The 15,256-nt window shown below is 68.9% G+C and carries 15 protein-coding genes; 9 read left to right on the top strand and 6 right to left on the bottom strand.

The window, feature by feature from the left end; translation table 11 throughout:
* Positions 1 to 9: 9 nt before the first annotated feature.
* Together ACI6GS_RS10510 and ACI6GS_RS10505 are read left to right on the top strand one after the other, a co-directional pair.
* Positions 10 to 210 carry a Trm112 family protein gene (locus ACI6GS_RS10510; protein ID WP_439817748.1) on the top strand — a complete coding sequence of 67 codons (201 nt, stop codon included), beginning with the start codon at positions 10 to 12 and terminating at the stop codon, positions 208 to 210.
* Positions 207 to 569 carry a gamma-butyrobetaine hydroxylase-like domain-containing protein gene (locus tag ACI6GS_RS10505; protein ID WP_439817747.1) on the top strand — a complete coding sequence of 121 codons (363 nt, stop codon included), beginning with the start codon at positions 207 to 209 and terminating at the stop codon, positions 567 to 569. The genes ACI6GS_RS10510 and ACI6GS_RS10505 overlap by 4 nt, the downstream gene beginning before the upstream one ends.
* A gap of 72 nt (positions 570 to 641) precedes the next feature.
* Here ACI6GS_RS10505 and ACI6GS_RS10500 read toward each other — a convergent pair whose 3' ends face one another.
* Together ACI6GS_RS10500 and ACI6GS_RS10495 are read right to left on the bottom strand one after the other, a co-directional pair.
* A complete protein-coding gene (locus ACI6GS_RS10500) occupies positions 642 to 1,040 on the bottom strand; it encodes a hypothetical protein (RefSeq protein WP_439817746.1) in 399 nt (132 codons plus the stop codon).
* 790 nt (positions 1,041 to 1,830) lie between these two features.
* A complete protein-coding gene (locus ACI6GS_RS10495) occupies positions 1,831 to 3,081 on the bottom strand; it encodes an FAD-dependent monooxygenase (RefSeq protein WP_439817745.1) in 1,251 nt (416 codons plus the stop codon).
* A 147-nt stretch (positions 3,082 to 3,228) separates the two neighbouring features.
* Between ACI6GS_RS10495 and ACI6GS_RS10490 the strand changes: the two genes are divergently transcribed.
* From ACI6GS_RS10490 to ACI6GS_RS10475, 4 genes are all read left to right on the top strand, one after another.
* Positions 3,229 to 3,567: a P-II family nitrogen regulator gene (locus ACI6GS_RS10490; RefSeq protein WP_439817744.1), complete on the top strand. Its 339-nt coding sequence runs from the start codon at positions 3,229 to 3,231 to the stop codon at positions 3,565 to 3,567.
* Positions 3,557 to 4,018 (top strand): MOSC domain-containing protein, encoded by a 462-nt coding sequence (locus ACI6GS_RS10485; RefSeq protein ID WP_439817743.1) that lies wholly within the window; start codon positions 3,557 to 3,559, stop codon positions 4,016 to 4,018. Before ACI6GS_RS10490 ends, ACI6GS_RS10485 begins: the two co-directional genes overlap by 11 nt.
* Positions 4,019 to 4,033: 15 nt before the next feature.
* On the top strand, positions 4,034 to 6,664 hold the full coding sequence (locus tag ACI6GS_RS10480) for a DNA translocase FtsK 4TM domain-containing protein (protein ID WP_439817742.1): 2,631 nt from the start codon (positions 4,034 to 4,036) through the stop codon (positions 6,662 to 6,664).
* Positions 6,665 to 6,792: 128 nt separating this feature from the next.
* Positions 6,793 to 8,628, top strand: a complete 1,836-nt coding sequence (locus ACI6GS_RS10475) for an asparagine synthase-related protein (protein ID WP_439817741.1) — start codon at positions 6,793 to 6,795, stop codon at positions 8,626 to 8,628.
* On the opposite strand, the gene ACI6GS_RS10470 is transcribed toward ACI6GS_RS10475, so the two are convergent.
* The 4 genes from ACI6GS_RS10470 to xseA form a co-directional block, all read right to left on the bottom strand.
* On the bottom strand, positions 8,597 to 9,235 hold the full coding sequence (locus ACI6GS_RS10470; RefSeq protein WP_439817740.1) for a hypothetical protein: 639 nt from the start codon (positions 9,233 to 9,235) through the stop codon (positions 8,597 to 8,599). The two genes, ACI6GS_RS10475 and ACI6GS_RS10470, sit on opposite strands and share 32 nt — an antisense overlap.
* Positions 9,236 to 9,248: 13 nt before the next feature.
* The gene (locus tag ACI6GS_RS10465; protein WP_439817739.1) at positions 9,249 to 9,857 is read right to left on the bottom strand and encodes a hypothetical protein; all 609 of its coding nucleotides are present in this window, start codon (positions 9,855 to 9,857) and stop codon (positions 9,249 to 9,251) included.
* On the bottom strand, positions 9,845 to 10,171 hold the full coding sequence (locus tag ACI6GS_RS10460) for a PadR family transcriptional regulator (protein ID WP_439817738.1): 327 nt from the start codon (positions 10,169 to 10,171) through the stop codon (positions 9,845 to 9,847). Before ACI6GS_RS10460 ends, ACI6GS_RS10465 begins: the two co-directional genes overlap by 13 nt.
* A gap of 83 nt (positions 10,172 to 10,254) precedes the next feature.
* Entirely contained in the window at positions 10,255 to 11,706 is a 1,452-nt protein-coding gene (gene xseA, locus ACI6GS_RS10455; protein ID WP_439817737.1) for an exodeoxyribonuclease VII large subunit, read from the bottom strand.
* Between the two features lie 71 nt (positions 11,707 to 11,777).
* On the opposite strand from xseA, the gene purD reads away from it, so the two are divergent.
* The 3 genes from purD to ACI6GS_RS10440 are packed head-to-tail and all read left to right on the top strand — an operon-like array spanning position 11,778 to position 15,204.
* A complete protein-coding gene (gene purD, locus ACI6GS_RS10450; protein ID WP_439817736.1) occupies positions 11,778 to 13,040 on the top strand; it encodes a phosphoribosylamine--glycine ligase in 1,263 nt (420 codons plus the stop codon).
* A 32-nt stretch (positions 13,041 to 13,072) separates the two neighbouring features.
* Complete coding sequence (locus tag ACI6GS_RS10445; RefSeq protein WP_439817735.1) at positions 13,073 to 14,149, top strand: phosphotransferase family protein; 1,077 nt, start codon at positions 13,073 to 13,075, stop codon at positions 14,147 to 14,149.
* Complete coding sequence (locus ACI6GS_RS10440; protein ID WP_439817734.1) at positions 14,146 to 15,204, top strand: phosphotransferase; 1,059 nt, start codon at positions 14,146 to 14,148, stop codon at positions 15,202 to 15,204. The genes ACI6GS_RS10445 and ACI6GS_RS10440 overlap by 4 nt, the downstream gene beginning before the upstream one ends.
* Positions 15,205 to 15,256: the final 52 nt, after the last annotated feature.

The following is a 15,256-nucleotide window of genomic DNA, read 5'->3' as shown; positions in this document are numbered from 1 at the left end:
GACTAGCCCATGCCGGAGCGTACCGGTGCTGCCGTCGACCCCAAGCTGCTTGAGATCCTGGTCTGCCCGCTGACCCGGGGGACCCTGCGCTACGACGCGACTGCCCAGGAACTGATCAGCGACAGCGCCCAGCTGGCCTATCCCATTCGCGACGGCATCCCGATCATGCTGGTCGAGGAAGCGCGCCGCCTGGACGACCCCGCGCCATGACGCTCGCCAAGCCGTGGCCGCTGGAATTGCGCCTGCTCAAGGCCGAACGGGCACTGGAGGTCGACTGGGACGACGGCGAGACGCATCGCCTGTCGGCCGAACTGCTGCGCGTCGAAAGCCCCTCGGCCGAGGTCCAGGGCCATGGCGGGGGCCCCCGCATGCTGAGCGGCGGCAAGCGCCATGTCGGGATCATCGCGCTGCACCCTGTTGGCCATTATGCCGTCCTGATCCAGTTCGACGATGGCCATGACACGGGCATCTTCTCGTGGAGCTACCTCCGCGAGCTGGGCGAGAACCGCGACATCCTGTGGCAGCGCTACATCAAGGACATGGCGGCCCAAGGCCTGTCGCGCGACTGAAGTGCAATTTTGGGGAGAGCGCATAATTAGCAGGAGCACTGGCTGTCAGCATTGGCGGAGCTGAGCAACCTGCTACTCAGCTCCAGAGTCATTGGGGAGCAGCTGATCAGTATCCTGTTCTTCATTTGAAACTAAATAACCAGCGATCGCTATTGCCGCAACACCGGCGATTGCCACCTTACCTGTCCTTCTGAACTCACGACGACTTGCCGCGACAGCTTCTTCTTTAGGTCCTGATACCCATTCAACATAATCTTCAAGATTAGAGAATCGCGGCACAACTACGACCCGTTGCTCTTGACTGAGATTTATGTCAATCATTCTTCTATAGAACGCCGCCCTATCTTCTCTGTTTGGGCTTGTTGTTGAGATACTCACCCCACTCAGATCCTCTTCCGCTCGAGCCGACCTTGAAGAAACACAGACAGTCGAGCAGATTACCAAGCATGACAAGATTGCAATGGCATTCATCAGGGTCGCTCCAGTTGTGTCTGGTGGTATGATACCATAAAATCCCCTCAAAAAAGGCGCTTTCGCCAATTGATCGCTTCCAAAATGGAAGCCAAAGTGCCTCAACCTAATCCACTAAAGCCACGGCTACCGCGATGAACAGACATCTGAACCGGCTTTTCGATACTGATTGGATTATCGAGCGGACACCAACCTGGTCTTCTCTCAAGACGATTGGAAAATCGAAAGCAGTTCAGCTTTCGATATTATTTCCGACAATTGGATATCTGATTGTGTTCAACGAGTATGTAATTCAGTTTGTAACTTTCGACAGAAAGTTTTTTCCGAACTCCTCACCTGTTCCACACAAGGTATTTTTGATCTACTATTCAACTCTGTTCCTGGGAGCGGGCTCCGTCATTTTCACACTTTTCTGCCCGACAATTGTCAAGAAATATAATAGCGGCTCGGAGTTTTTTACAATGGAGAAAGACTACTTTTCTCATCCAGTTCATATTCAGCATATGATTGATCAAATCACATCCATAACATCCCATATTGATGTTTTCGGCTTGCAGGAATCAATAATCAATCGAGACAAATTGTCAACATCAAATCAACCCAACATTTCGTCTACAATGGGGCAGTATTTTCACGTAATAGATAAGTCTCACTTAAGTCTACGAATATCTGCAGCTTTTTTCTTTATCGTCGGATTTATTATCCTGTCGATACCCACGATTGAAACAATATGGGAGGTATTTAAAATTACCGTGCGCTCATTTTCCAATTGAAGTCTTTACAGCGCTCATCAGGGCGCCTCGCCGCGCAGCAGGCGGGGCAGCGTGCCGACATGGCCGGCGGCATGGCGCATGAAGAAGCGCTTCAGCGGACCCATGCGCTCCACCGCCGCCAGGCCCAGGTCGCGCGCTGTGCGGACCGCGGTGACGTCGTTCGAGAACAGGCGGTTCAGGCCGTCCGTCACCACGCCCAGGATCAGCGAATCGCTGCGCCGCCAGCGTTCGTAGCGTGCCAGCAGGTCCGCCTCGCCCAGGTCCTGGCCCAGGCGCCGCCCCTCGCACAGCACCTGGGCCAGGGCTGCGACATCGCGCAGGCCCAGGTTCAGCCCCTGCCCCGCGATCGGGTGGATGCCGTGCGCCGAATCGCCGGCCAGGGCCAGGCGCGGGCCCGCGAAGCGGTCCGCCAGGTGGAAGCCCAGCGGATAGGACCAGACCGGCCCTTCGACCGACAACGCGCCCAGGTGATCGCCGAAGCGGCGCGCCAGTTCGTCCACGAAGACGGCGCGCGGGGCGGCCAGCAGGCGCTGCGCCCGCTCCCGCGTTTCGGTCCAGACCAGGCTGGAGCGGTTGCCCGTCATGGGCAGCATCGCGAAGGGCCCGGCGGGCAGGAAATGCTCGACCGCGGTGCCGTCGTGCGGCCGCTCGTGCGCCACCGTGACCACGATGCCGGTCTGCCCATAGTCCCAGCCGACCAGGCGGATCCCAGCCGCCTGCCGCAGGGCGGAGGCCCGGCCATCCGCGGCCACCACCAGGTCGGCCCGAAGCGCCGTACCGTCCGCCAGGTGGAGCACGGCACCGGCCTCTGTGGCGGCCACGCGGACGCCGCGCGCCGGCGTCACCCAGCGGACCGCGGGCGTCGCGCGCAGGGCCGCGTGCAGCGCCTGGCGGATCGCCCGGTTCTCGATGATGTGGCCGAACGGGCGGTCGCCAATGGCGCGATGGTCGAAGTGCAGGAACAGGGGCGAGGCAGGCTCACCCGGGCGCCCGTCGGAGACGCGGATGTCACGGATGGGCTGGGCGTGGTCCTGCAGCGCCGGCCACAGGCCCAGAGCCTCGAACAGGCGGCAGGAGGCGTCCGCGATGGCCGACACGCGGCCGTCGAACGCCGCATCCACGACGACCTCCGGCACCTCGGCATCGACCAGCACGACCGGGATCCCGGCGCGCCCAAGCGCCAGCGCCAGGGTGCCGCCGACCATCCCGCCACCGGCGATCGCCACGGCGCTGCGGGCGGGGACGTCGATTGATGGAGACTGTGGCATGACTGCCGATATCGCGCCCTGGAGCGCGCTGTGTCCAGGGGCTATGGTGACGCTTGGCCGCCGCAGCCGCTTTGCCCGCTCGATGAGTAGCGCAATGATGGCAAGGTGTTCCGCAACGCTCTTGCGACCGGTTGGGAGCCCGATTGGATGAAGCTGATCGTCGCCATCATCAAGCCCTTTCGGCTGGACGTCGTGCGCGATGCCCTGAACACCCTGGGCATCGAAGGCATGACGATCGGCGAGGTCACGGGGTTCGGCCGGCAGCGCGGCCATACCGAGATCTATCGCGGCGCCGAGTACCAGATCGACTTCCAGCCCAAGCTGAAGCTTGAGATCGCCGTCCCCAGCGAGAAGGCGGAGGCAGTCGCCGACGCGGTCGAACAGGCGGCCCGCACGGGCGCCATCGGCGACGGCAAGATCTTCATCTATGACCTGGAGCGGGTCGTGCGCGTGCGCACGGGGGAGCTGGACGAGAATGCCCTCTGACGCGACCGGCCGTCTTGTCGCCATCGCGCGCAAGGCCAAGCCCCACGCCGTGGTCGAGGAGATCGCCGGCTGCGCGGTCACGCCCCAGGCGGGGATCGAAGGCGACTGGCGGGGCCGCTCCGGCGACCGGCAGGTGACCGTCCTCGCGGCGGAGGCCTGGGCCGCCGCCTGTGCCGCGCTGGGCGCGGAGATCCCCTGGACCACGCGGCGCGCCAACCTGCTCGTCGCCGGCGTGGACCTGCCGCGAACCGTGGGTGCGCGCATCCTGATCGGCGACGTGGTGCTGAAGGTGACTGGCGAGACCGACCCCTGCGGACGGATGGACGCCCAGGTCCCCGGCCTGCGGGCGGCACTGCGGCCCGACTGGCGCGGCGGCGTCACCTGCGTGGTCGCCCACGGCGGCCGGATCCAGCCGGGCGACTCGGTCCGCCTGGCTGATCCGTCCCCCTGACCGGTCGAGGCCATGATGACCCTGTTGCGTAACAGCTTTGGGCTTGGCGGGCGCAGCGCTGCACCGCCGCCCCCCGGCATCGGCCGGTCGCGCCTGCGCGGCCTGGGCCGGCGCGGCGGCCTGCAGATCCTGCCCAAGGGCACGGCCGTCGTGCTGCGCCGTCGCCTGGTGGAACTGGCGGGCCTGGGCATCTTTGCCGTGGCGCTGCTGCTGGCCCTGTCGCTGGCCAGCTTCCATGCCGGCGACCCCAGCTTCAACGTCGCTTCGGACGGGCCCACGCAGAACCTGCTGGGTGGGACCGGCGCCCACTTGGCCGACATCCTGCTGCAGAGCCTGGGCCTGGCTTCGGGCCTGCTGGTCCTGGTCCTGGCCGCCTGGGCCTGGCGCCTGGTCAGCCACAAGGGCTTGCGCTGGTTCTGGCTCAACCTGGCCCTGCTGGTCCCGGCGCTGGCCCTGGCCGCGGCCACCGCCGCAAGCCTGCCCACCCCGTCCGGCTGGCCGCTGGACGTGGGCGGCGGCGGCGTGCTGGGCGGCCTTGCCTGGCCCTGGCTCGCGGCCCAGGCCGCGGCCTGGGGGCTGGTGCTGGAGGGCGGTACGCAGACGCTGGCTCTGGGCGGGGCCACGGCTTTGGTCGCGGCCCTGGCCATGGGCCTGTCCTTCGGCGACTGGCGCGCCGTGGGCCAGGGCACCGGCAGCAGCGTGCGTGCGGTCGCGGGCGGCATTGCCTGGCTGCGCGGCCGGCGGGATGTGCCCGCGCCGGCCGAGCCGCCGAGCCGACCCGCCCCGGCCCTGCGCCAGGTGCGCGATCCGCGGGGCGCCCCCGTGCCGCCCACGGTCGACCCGGCCGCCGTGCCCCGCGGCGCCCCCCGCGCAGCGCCGGAGCCGGCCCCGCGACCCGAGCCGCCCCAGGCCCCGGCCCTGCGCCTGCCCGAGACCGAGCCCGTGGCCGAGGCCGAGGACGATCCCCCCTTCGACCTGGACGCGCCGGCGCCCATGCCCGACGTCATGACCCAGGCCGCGACGCCCGCGCCGCGCTCGCCCCTGGAGCGCCGCGTCGTGGCGCCGCCCCCGCCGCCCCGGCCCAGCCGCCGGCTGAGCGAGGAAAGCCAGGCGGCGCTCGACCTGGGGCCCGACGATGCCTTCACCCTGCCGCCGCTGGCCCTGCTGAAGGAGCCCAAGCCGTCCGCCACCAGCCCCGCCCTGAACGAGGAGGCGCTGGAGCAGAACGCCCGCATGCTGGAGACGGTGCTCGACGATTTCGGCATAAGGGGCGAGATCGTGAAGGTCCGCCCCGGCCCGGTCGTCACGCTGTACGAACTGGAACCGGCGCCGGGCACCAAGTCGTCGCGCGTGATCGGCCTGGCCGACGACATCGCCCGCTCGATGAGTGCCATCTCGGCCCGCGTCTCGGTCGTGCCGGGCCGCAACGTGATCGGCATCGAGTTGCCCAATGCCACGCGCGAGATGGTGCTGCTGCGCGAGCTGCTGGCCAGCCCCGACTACGAGAACACGTCCGCCATCCTGACGCTGGCGCTGGGCAAGGACATTGGCGGCACGCCGGTGATCGCGGATCTTGCCCGCATGCCCCACCTGCTGGTCGCGGGCACCACCGGCTCCGGCAAGTCGGTGGCGATCAACACGATGATCCTGTCGCTGCTGTACCGGCTGCCGCCGGACAAGTGCAAGTTCATCATGATCGACCCCAAGATGCTGGAACTGTCGGTCTATGACGGCATCCCGCACCTGATCGCGCCCGTGGTGACCGAGGCGCCCAAGGCGGTCGTCGCGCTGAAGTGGACGGTCCGCGAGATGGAGGACCGCTACCGCAAGATGTCCAAACTGGGTGTGCGCAACCTGGCCGGCTACAACCAGCGCCTGGCTGAGGCCGGTGCCAACGGGGAGTCGCTGAAGCGCACGGTCCAGACCGGCTTCGACAAGGAAACCGGCCAGCCGATCATGGAGGAGCAGGAGATCGACCTGTCCCCTCTGCCGCTGATCGTCGTCATCGTGGACGAGATGGCCGACCTGATGATGATCGCGGGCAAGGAGATCGAGGGCGCGGTGCTGCGCCTGGCGCAGATGGCGCGCGCCGCCGGCATCCACCTGATCATGGCGACTCAGCGTCCCTCGGTCGACGTCATCACCGGCACGATCAAGGCGAACTTCCCGACCCGCATCAGCTTCCAGGTGACGAGCAAGATCGACAGCCGCACCATCCTGAACGAGCAGGGGGCGGAGCAGCTGCTGGGCCAGGGCGACATGCTCTATATGGCCAGCGGCGGACGTGTGACGCGCGTGCACGGGCCCTTCGTCTCGGACCGGGAGGTTGAGGACGTGGTCGCCTTCCTCAAGACGCAAGGCACACCTGAGTACAACGACGAGATCACAGAGGAGCGCGAGAGCGCGCCCGGCGTCGAGATGCTGACGGGCGGCGGCGCTGCCGGGAACGAGGAAGACCTCTACGACCGCGCCGTGGCCCTGGTCGCGCGCGAGGGCAAGGCCTCGACCAGTTTCATCCAGCGCCACCTGGGCATCGGCTATAACCGCGCCGCCAAGATCATCGAGGAGATGGAGGCGCAAGGCGTCGTCAGCCGCGCCAACCACGTGGGCAAGCGCGAGGTCCTGGTGGAGCATCATGGCGACTAGGACGACGGGATGCTGACCGGGTTGGGTGGCGTCGTCGTGGACGGGACCGGAAGGGCGGCCGCTCCTTGGCGATAGCGGGGGGTGTTGCGTTCGGGCACGGCTGGCCGGCACCACCGGACGTCGCGCGCATGGCCGCCGCCATGGCCCTGGGCAAGGCACGGCCGCAGGTTCGCCAGGGCACCGGCGCCGCCTTTGCCCGCGTCGACGGGGCCCTGTGGTCCGATCCGGCGCCCGACGGCTCCACCGCCCTGTTCGACGGCCGGCTGGACAACCGGGAAGCGGTCCTGGCTGCGCTGAACCTGACCGGGCGCGTGCCGCTGCCCACCGATGGCGATCTGGTCCTGGCCGCGTGGCGCCGCTGGGGCCCGGATTTTCCCAACCAGTTCCTGGGCGACTTTGCCTGTGCGGTGTGGGACGGGACGGCGCGCCGCCTGGTCCTGGCGCGGGATTTCATCGGCATCGTGCCGCTGGTCTTCTGGCGGCAGGGGAACACCACCCTGTTCGCGACCGAGGCACGCGGCCTGCACGCCCTGCCCCAGGTCCCGCGCGAGATCGACCAGGAATGGATGGGCCGGTGGCTGATGCTGATGTCGGCCAAGGGCATGCTGACGACGTTCCGCGACGTGCTGCGCGTCGTCCCGGGCGAGACGGCGCTGATCGACGCCGGCGGCGTCACCCGGCATCGCTACTGGCGGCCGGAAACGCTGCCCGCCATCCGCCTGAAGCGCGACGCCGACTATGTGGAGGCGGTGCGCGCGCTGATGGACGAGGCGGTCCGCGCGCGCATCGGCTCCACCGGCCCCGTGGCCGCCCATCTCAGCGGCGGCATGGACAGTTCGTTCGTGGTCGCCAGCGCCGCGCCGATCCTCCAGGCGGACGGACGGCGGCTGATCGCCTATACCGCAGCACCCGGCGCACCGTTCGACATCCCGCCCCAGCACAGGCGCTTTGGCGACGAATGGCCCCGCGCCGCCCGTACCGCCGCGCGCTTTCCCAATGTCGACCATGTCCGGGTGCCCAACATTTCCGGCCCGGTCATGGACGCTGTCGAGCAGTCGGGGCAGGCCTGCGACATGCCGGTGCTCAATCCGTTCAATCAGATCTGGATCAATGCGATCGGGCGGGCGGCGCGGGCGCAGGGGTGCACCCGCCTGTTGACCGGGCAGATGGGCAACATGACGTTCAGCTATGACGGCATGGCCTGGCTCGGCAAGCTGGCGCGGCAGGGCCGCTGGCTGCGCCTGGCGCAGGAGATGCGGGCCCTGCGCCACGCCGGCCACAGCTGGAACTTCCTGCTGAGCACGGCGCTTGAGCCGCTGTTCCCGGAAGCCGCGGCCCTGGCAATCCGCCGGGCCCTGGGGAAGACGATCGTCAGCTATGACATGGTCACGGCGATCAACCCCGACTTTGCCCGCAAGACCGGCATCTGGGACGAAGGCCGTGACACCGGCGGCAACATGCTGCGCACGGAGCTTGGCCGCCTCGATCCGCGCCTGGCCGTGTTCTCGCGCATCGATCCCGGCGCCATGATGATCGGGCAGCTGCGCCTGACCGGGGTCCAGGCGACGGATCCCACCGCCGACCGGCGCCTGGCCGAGTTCTGCCTGGCGATCCCCAACGAGCAGTTCCTGCGCGCGGGCAGCAACCGCTACCTGGCGCGCCGCGTGCTCCAGGACCTGGTCCCGGACGAGGTGCACCAGGAAGTGGGCAAGGGGTTGCAGGCGGCGGACTGGGGGGTGGAGGCGACCCGCTCCCGCAGTGCCTTCGCGGACGAGATCGCCCGCCTGGAGCAAAGTCCCTTCGCCAGCACCTGCCTGGACCTGCCGCGTCTGCGCCGCCTGGTCGACAACTGGCCCCAAGGCGATTTCAACTCGGCCCCGGTCATGCGCGAGCACCACCTGGCGCTGTGCCGGGGCTTGGCGGCGGGCCGCTTCATCCGCCAGGTCGAGGGCGGAAACGCATGAGGCCCGGGCTGCCGGTGCCGGCCCGCGCCGCGATGCGCAGTGCCAACCCGCCCAACAGCAGCGCAACCGGCAGGGCATAGGCCGCATCCAGCGGCACCCGCTTGCCAAAGGCGACGGCGAAGCTGATCCAGACATAGGCGCTGCCGGCCCAATGCAGCACCCGCCAGGCGCGCGGCCCCAGCAGGGCGGCACTGCGCGGGAACGAGGTCGCGGCCATGGCAGCGATGAAGACATAGGCCAGACCCGCCGTCGCGATCGTCGTCGGGTTGGTCAGGCTCCAGAACAGCGCGGTGTCCACACTGGCAAGGCCCACCAGCAGGCCCAGGTGCAGGAAGTGCGAGGTGGCAAAGGCCAGGCCCAGCATGCGCCGGTTGCGCCGCTGCCATCGCGTCCAGCCATTGGGCGCCAGCTGCACGGCGGCGCTGGCGGTGAAGGCCAGCAGGAAGAGGACGAGGGAGGTGCGCGCCGTCTCCCGGATGCCCAGGCGCAATCCGTCGGTTCCCCCGACCGCCAGGACCGAGGTGGCAACCAGCACGCCGACCGCGCCGGTCAGCAGCCAGAACAGGGACCAGCCGTCGGCCAGGCGCAACCATGTGGACGTCCGCATCGTCCCCTCCCCACTATTGGATCGACAGGCGGGCACTGGCCCGCTGCCACCGCGCCAGCCGCCAGGCTTCCCGCGCCAGGAGCGCGGTCAGCCCCAGTTCAACGCCCAGGCTGCCCAGGACGTGGGCCGGCGGCAGCCCGGGCGCCCCGCCCATGACGCGGGCCGAGCCGGCCAGCGTCGCCAGGGCCAGGGCCACCAACGACAGCCCTGCCAGCCGCGTCGACCAGCCGGACCAGGCGCGGCCGAACGCGGCCCACGCCGCCAGTGCCAGCAGCAGCGCCGCCACGAAGCCATAGCGGTCCAGCGCATGGGCCAGGTCCGCCACCCCTTCTGGCCCCAGCCACAGCGTCCGCAGGCGCATTGCAAGGAAGCTGGCAGCCAGCGCCGCCGCCGCAACACGCCAGGTCCGCTCAGCCTGCCCGGCCAGCGCCGCCGCCGCGATGGGCGACAGCAGGGCATCGGGCCGCCCGAAGCGCGCAATCGCGGCCGCCTCCTGCGCGGGATCGGCCTCCGCCGCGCAGCGCAGGTGGTCCTCGACCTCGTCCCGCAGATCGCGAAAGGCGGGATCGCCCCCGCTATGCCGGTCGAACTCCCGCAGGTACTGGTCGATCAGGCCGGCCATGGCGGCGCCCCCTTCAGCATGCGTTCGACACCGTTGGCAAAGCGCGCCCAGCTCTTCCGTCGCTGAGCCAGGGCGGCGGTGCCGGCCGGCGTCAGGGCATAGACGCGGCGTCGGCGCCCGCCCGGCGGCACCTGCCAGGTACTGGCCAGCAGGCCTGCCCCCTCCAGCCGGTGCAGGGCCGGATAGATCGTCCCTTCCGGTAGATCGAAGGTCGAGCCCGATTGGTTACGGATCGCCTCGATGATCGCGTAGCCATGCGCCGGCCCTGCGGCCAGCGCCGCGAGCACGATCGTGTCCAGGTGTCCCTTGAGCATCTCGGCATCCATACCTCGGCACTCTATGCTTTGTTATGCGAGGTATCAAGGGGCAACTGATGAGGACGAACGGCACCGCACGCCTAGAACAGGTCGCCCTGGTCCCGTGGCGCCTTGCGCGTGCGGCGTGGCGGATCGGCGCGGGCCGGTTCCGGACCTGCCGGCCGGGGCGCAGTGTCGGCCGCACCGTCGCCTGCGACCCGGGCGGCCAGATGGCCATCGGCCAGTTCGATGTCGAGGGCGCCCGGCACAGCCTGGGCCACATGGCGCAGGATGCGGCCATCCTGGCGGACAACGGCATAACCGCGCGCCAGCACCCGGCCATAGCCCAGGCTGTCCAGCAGGCGCGCCGCCGCGTCCAGGCGGGCGCCGCGCTCGTCCAGGCGCCGCCGGTAGCCCTGCTCCAGTGCCCGCGACCGGCCGGCCAGGGCCTCGGCCAGGCGCTGCACCTCGGCCGACAGCAGGCGCGGGCGCAGGCCCGCACTGGCGCCGCCCAGCGCCCGCTCCCCCTGCCCAACCCGGGCCAGCAGCGCCCGCGGCAGGCGCTCCGCCAGCGCGTCGAAGCGTTGCTCCAGCGGCCCCAGCAGGTCCTCCGGCCGGCGCAGGGCCCGGGCCAGGGCGGCAACCCGCTCGCGCCGCTGCTCCACCCTGGCCTGCTGCGCCTGGTCCAGGCGGTGGCCCAGTTCGGCCAGGCTGCGCATCAGGTCGGTGCGCACGGGCACCGCCATCTCTGCCGCGGCGGTCGGCGTCGGCGCGCGCCGGTCGGCGGCGTGGTCGATCAGGGTCGTGTCGGTCTCGTGCCCGATCGCAGCGATCAGCGGAATGGTGCTGGCCGCAGCCGCCCGCACCACGACTTCCTCGTTGAATTCCATCAGGTCTTCGAGCGAGCCGCCGCCCCGCGCCACGATCAGGACGTCCGGCCGCGGCACGGGGCCACCAGGGCGAATCGCATTGAAGCCGGCGATCGCGGCGGCCACCTGCTCCGCCGCCCCGTCCCCCTGCATGGCAGCCGGCCAGATCAGGACGTGGCGGGGGAAACGGTCCGCCAGGCGATGCAGGATGTCCCGGATCACGGCCCCGGAGAGAGAGGTGACGACACCGATCACGCCCGGCAGGAAGGGCAGCGGCCGCTTGCGCTCCTGCGCGAACAGGCCCTCCGCCGCCAGACGCCTGCGCCGCTCCTCGATCATGGCCAGCAGCGCGCCGGCCCCCGCCACCTCCATCGCCTCGGCCACGATCTGGTAGCGCGAGCGCCCGGGATAGGTGGTCAGGCGTCCCGTGACGATCACCTCCAGCCCATCCTCGGGCCGGAAGCTGAGACGCGCCGCCGTGTTGCGCCAGGCCACCCCGTCGATCAGGGCGCTGTCGTCCTTCAGGCTGAAATAGAGATGGCCCGAGGAATGCCGCTTGGCACCCGACAGCTCGCCCCGCACGCGGACCAGGCCGAACGTATCCTCCACCGTGCGCTTGACGGCGCCGGCCAGTTCGCCGACCGAGTATTCGCGGAGGTTGGGCGGGGACGCAGGGGTGGCCATGGGCGGCGCATTGTATGCCCGCCCGCCCGTGTTACAAGTTGCCCCGGAAAACCAAGGGGGTGGATGCGGGCATGAAGGTCCTGGTGGTTGGCGGTGGCGGGCGCGAGCATGCGCTGGCCTGGGCTCTTGCGGCATCGCCGCTGGTCACGGACCTGCACGCCGCCCCCGGCAATGCGGGGATCGCGCACCTGGCCTGCTGCCATCCCGTTCCTGCGACCGACCTGGACGGGCAGGTTCGCCTGGCGCAGGACCTGGGCATCGACTTCGTCGTCGTGGGACCGGAAGCGCCGCTGGTCGCAGGCCTGGCCGACCGGCTGAAGGCGGCCGGCATCCCGGCCTTTGGCCCCAGTGCCGCGGCGGCCCAGCTCGAAGGCTCCAAGGGCTTCATGAAGGATCTGGCACGCGAGGCCGGCGTGCCGACCGCCGCCTATGGCCGCTTCCGCGACGCCGCCTCGGCCCGCGCCTTCGTCGATGCGCAAGGAGCACCCATCGTGGTCAAGGCGGACGGTCTGGCCGCGGGCAAGGGCGTCACCGTCGCCATGACGATCGCCGAGGCGCACGCCGCCATCGACGACTGCTTTGCCGGCCGATTCGGCCAGGCCGGAGCCGAAGTCGTGGTGGAGGAGTTCCTGGAGGGGGTGGAAGCCAGCCTGTTCGCGCTGGTCGACGGTCGCACCGCCCGCCTGTTCGGCACGGCACGCGACCACAAGCGGGCGCTGGACGGCGACCAGGGCCCCAATACGGGCGGCATGGGCGCCATTTCCCCCTCCCCCGACCTGACGCCCGAACTGGAAGCCCAGGTCATGGCGCAGATCGTGCAGCCCACGGTCGACACGATGGCCGCGCGCGGCATGCCCTATTCGGGCGTGCTCTATGCCGGGCTGATGCTGACCAGGAGCGGGCCGAAGCTGATCGAATACAATGTCCGCTTCGGTGATCCAGAGGCGCAGGTCCTGGTCCGCCGCCTGGGCTCCGACCTCCTGCCGCTGCTGCGCGCCTGCGCCGACGGCACGCTGGCGACGGCGCCCCTGGCCTGGAAGGACGACATCGCGATCGGCGTCGTCGTCGCGTCCAAGGCCTACCCCGAATCCGGCGCCAAGGGCGAGCCCATCGGCAACCTGGCGGCGGCGGATGCCATGCCGGACGTCACCGTCTTTCACGCCGGCACGCGCGAGGCGGATGGCACGATCCTGGCCGAGGGGGGCCGCGTGCTGTGCGTCACCGCGACAGGCCGCGACGCGGCCGAGGCCCGGGCCCGCGCCTATCGGGGCGTCGATGCCATCGACTGGCCCGGCGGCTATGCCCGACGGGACATCGCCATCTTCGCGGTGTAAGCACCGCTCAAGCACATAAGGGAGGAGTGCCAATGAGCACGACGCAATCGCGGCAGGAAATCTTCAGCGGCACCGAAGGCGTGCGCGAGAGCCACCGCTTCGACGTGAAGAAGCTGGAAGCCTGGATGGCGGAGCACGTCGAGGGCTTCAAGGGCCCGCTGGAGGTCGAGCAGTTCAAGGGCGGGCAGTCCAACCCGACCTATCGCCTGACCGCCGGCGGCAAGCGCTATGTGATGCGGCGCAAGCCGCCCGGCAACCTGCTCCCCTCCGCCCATGCGGTCGACCGCGAGTACAAGGTGATCTCGGCCCTGGGCAAGACCGACGTGCCGGTGCCGCGCACCTATGCCCTGTGCCAGGACGAGAGCGTGGTGGGCACCTGGTTCTACATCATGGACTGCGTCGACGGCCGCGTCCTGTGGGAGCCGACACTGCCCGGCTACGGCCCGGCCGAGCGGGGCGCCATCTTCGACGCCATGAACGACGTCATCGCCAAGCTGCACATGGTCGACTACGAAGCCGTGGGCCTGGGCGACTTCGGCAAGCCCGGTAACTATTTCGCCCGGCAGATCAGCCGCTGGGGCAAGACGTACAAGGTCTCCGAGACCGAGACGATCCCCGAGATGGACAAGCTGATCGAGTGGCTGCCGGAGAACATCCCGCCCGGCGACGAGACCTCGATCGTCCACGGCGACTATCGCCTGGACAACATGATCTTCCACCCGACCGAGCCGCGCGTCGTCGCCGTGCTGGACTGGGAATTGTGCACGCTGGGCCATCCGCTGGCCGACTTCACCTATCACATGATGACCTGGCACCAGCCGCCCGACCTGTTCAACGGCCTGATGGGCCTGGACCTGAAGGCGCTGGGCATCCCGACGGCCGAGGAATACTCCGCCGCCTATTGCCGACGGACCGGCCGCACGTCCATCGAGAACTGGGACTTCTATCTCGCCTACAACCTGTTCCGGCTGGCCGGCATCATGCAGGGGATCGTCGGCCGGGTTCGCGACGGCACGGCGGCGAGCGCTCATGCAGCGCAGAATGCCGAGAACGTGCGCCCGATGGCCCAACGCGCCTGGGCCTTCGCCCAGCGGGCAGGTGCGAAGTGAGCGCCGCGGATCCCTCAGCCGTCGAGACGACGGAGATCCGCGCCGCGCACACGTTCGACGTTAAGAAGCTGGAATCCTGGTGCCTCCAGAACGTGGACGGCTTCAAGGCACCGCTGGTCGTGCGCCAGTTCGTGGGCGGGCAGTCCAACCCCACCTTCTTCCTGGAAAGCCCCAGCGGCCGCTATGTCATGCGCAAGAAGCCGCCTGGCAAGCTGCTGGCGAGCGCGCATCAGGTCGACCGCGAGTTCAAGGCGATCAAGGCGCTGAACGGCACAGCCGTGCCCGTGGCGCCCGCCTATGCCCTGTGCATGGACGACGAGGTGGTGGGCACCGCCTTCTACATCATGGGCCATGTCGAGGGGCGCATCTTCCGCGATCCCCAGCTGCCGGGCGTGTCCCCCGCCGACCGCGCCGCCATCTATGACGACATGAACCGCGTCATGGCCGAGCTGCACAAGGTTGATTACGAAGCGGTGGGCCTGGGCGATTTCGGCCGGCCCGGCAACTATTTCGAACGCCAGATCGCGCGCTGGATCAAGCAGTACGAGCCGGTCAAGACCGACGATATCGAGGCGATGGACAACCTCATCGCCTGGCTGCCCAAGAACATCCCGGAGGACAACTCCGTCGCCATCGCCCATGGCGACTACCGGCTGGAGAACTCGATCTATCATCCGACCGAGCCGCGGATGATCGCGCTGCTGGACTGGGAACTGGCGACGATCGGGCACCCGCTGGCTGATCTTAGCTATAACTGCATGCTCTACCATCGCCGGCACGAGCGGATGGGCAGCCTGACCGATATCGAGCCCGGCTCCGGCATCCCTGGCGAGAAGGAATATGTCGAGGCCTATTGCCGGCGCACGGGTCGCGACGGGATCAAGGACTGGGACTTCTACCTCGCCTTCTCGTTCTTCCGCCTCGCCTCGATCACGCAAGGCGTCTACAAGCGCGGCCTGGACGGCAATGCCTCGTCCGACACGGCGATCACCTACGCCACCGGCTGCCGCAACCTGGCGGAAGCGGGCTGGTCCTTCGTCGAGAAGCGCGCCTGAGGGCAGCCGCGCCTGACACCACCCCCTTCCCCACTTCCGGTGGGGGAGGGTT

It is taken from the genome of Zavarzinia sp. CC-PAN008, from assembly GCF_051903925.1.
Classification (GTDB): Bacteria; Pseudomonadota; Alphaproteobacteria; order Zavarziniales; family Zavarziniaceae.
Note: the sequence above shows the minus strand (reverse complement) of the source record. Positions and strands in the feature narration are given on the sequence as shown.

What these genes read in the sequence shown, in the direction of transcription:
- ACI6GS_RS10510 (WP_439817748.1), top strand. Translation starts at nt 10, where the DNA reads ATGCCGGAGCGTACCGGTGCTGCCGTCGACCCCAAGCTGCTTGAGATC.
- ACI6GS_RS10505 (WP_439817747.1), top strand. Translation starts at nt 207, where the DNA reads ATGACGCTCGCCAAGCCGTGGCCGCTGGAATTGCGCCTGCTCAAGGCC.
- ACI6GS_RS10500 (WP_439817746.1), bottom strand. Translation starts at nt 1,040, where the DNA reads ATGAATGCCATTGCAATCTTGTCATGCTTGGTAATCTGCTCGACTGTC.
- ACI6GS_RS10495 (WP_439817745.1), bottom strand. Translation starts at nt 3,081, where the DNA reads ATGCCACAGTCTCCATCAATCGACGTCCCCGCCCGCAGCGCCGTGGCG.
- ACI6GS_RS10490 (WP_439817744.1), top strand. Translation starts at nt 3,229, where the DNA reads ATGAAGCTGATCGTCGCCATCATCAAGCCCTTTCGGCTGGACGTCGTG.
- ACI6GS_RS10485 (WP_439817743.1), top strand. Translation starts at nt 3,557, where the DNA reads ATGCCCTCTGACGCGACCGGCCGTCTTGTCGCCATCGCGCGCAAGGCC.
- ACI6GS_RS10480 (WP_439817742.1), top strand. Translation starts at nt 4,034, where the DNA reads ATGACCCTGTTGCGTAACAGCTTTGGGCTTGGCGGGCGCAGCGCTGCA.
- ACI6GS_RS10475 (WP_439817741.1), top strand. Translation starts at nt 6,793, where the DNA reads ATGGCCGCCGCCATGGCCCTGGGCAAGGCACGGCCGCAGGTTCGCCAG.
- ACI6GS_RS10470 (WP_439817740.1), bottom strand. Translation starts at nt 9,235, where the DNA reads ATGCGGACGTCCACATGGTTGCGCCTGGCCGACGGCTGGTCCCTGTTC.
- ACI6GS_RS10465 (WP_439817739.1), bottom strand. Translation starts at nt 9,857, where the DNA reads ATGGCCGGCCTGATCGACCAGTACCTGCGGGAGTTCGACCGGCATAGC.
- ACI6GS_RS10460 (WP_439817738.1), bottom strand. Translation starts at nt 10,171, where the DNA reads ATGCTCAAGGGACACCTGGACACGATCGTGCTCGCGGCGCTGGCCGCA.
- xseA (WP_439817737.1), bottom strand. Translation starts at nt 11,706, where the DNA reads ATGGCCACCCCTGCGTCCCCGCCCAACCTCCGCGAATACTCGGTCGGC.
- purD (WP_439817736.1), top strand. Translation starts at nt 11,778, where the DNA reads ATGAAGGTCCTGGTGGTTGGCGGTGGCGGGCGCGAGCATGCGCTGGCC.
- ACI6GS_RS10445 (WP_439817735.1), top strand. Translation starts at nt 13,073, where the DNA reads ATGAGCACGACGCAATCGCGGCAGGAAATCTTCAGCGGCACCGAAGGC.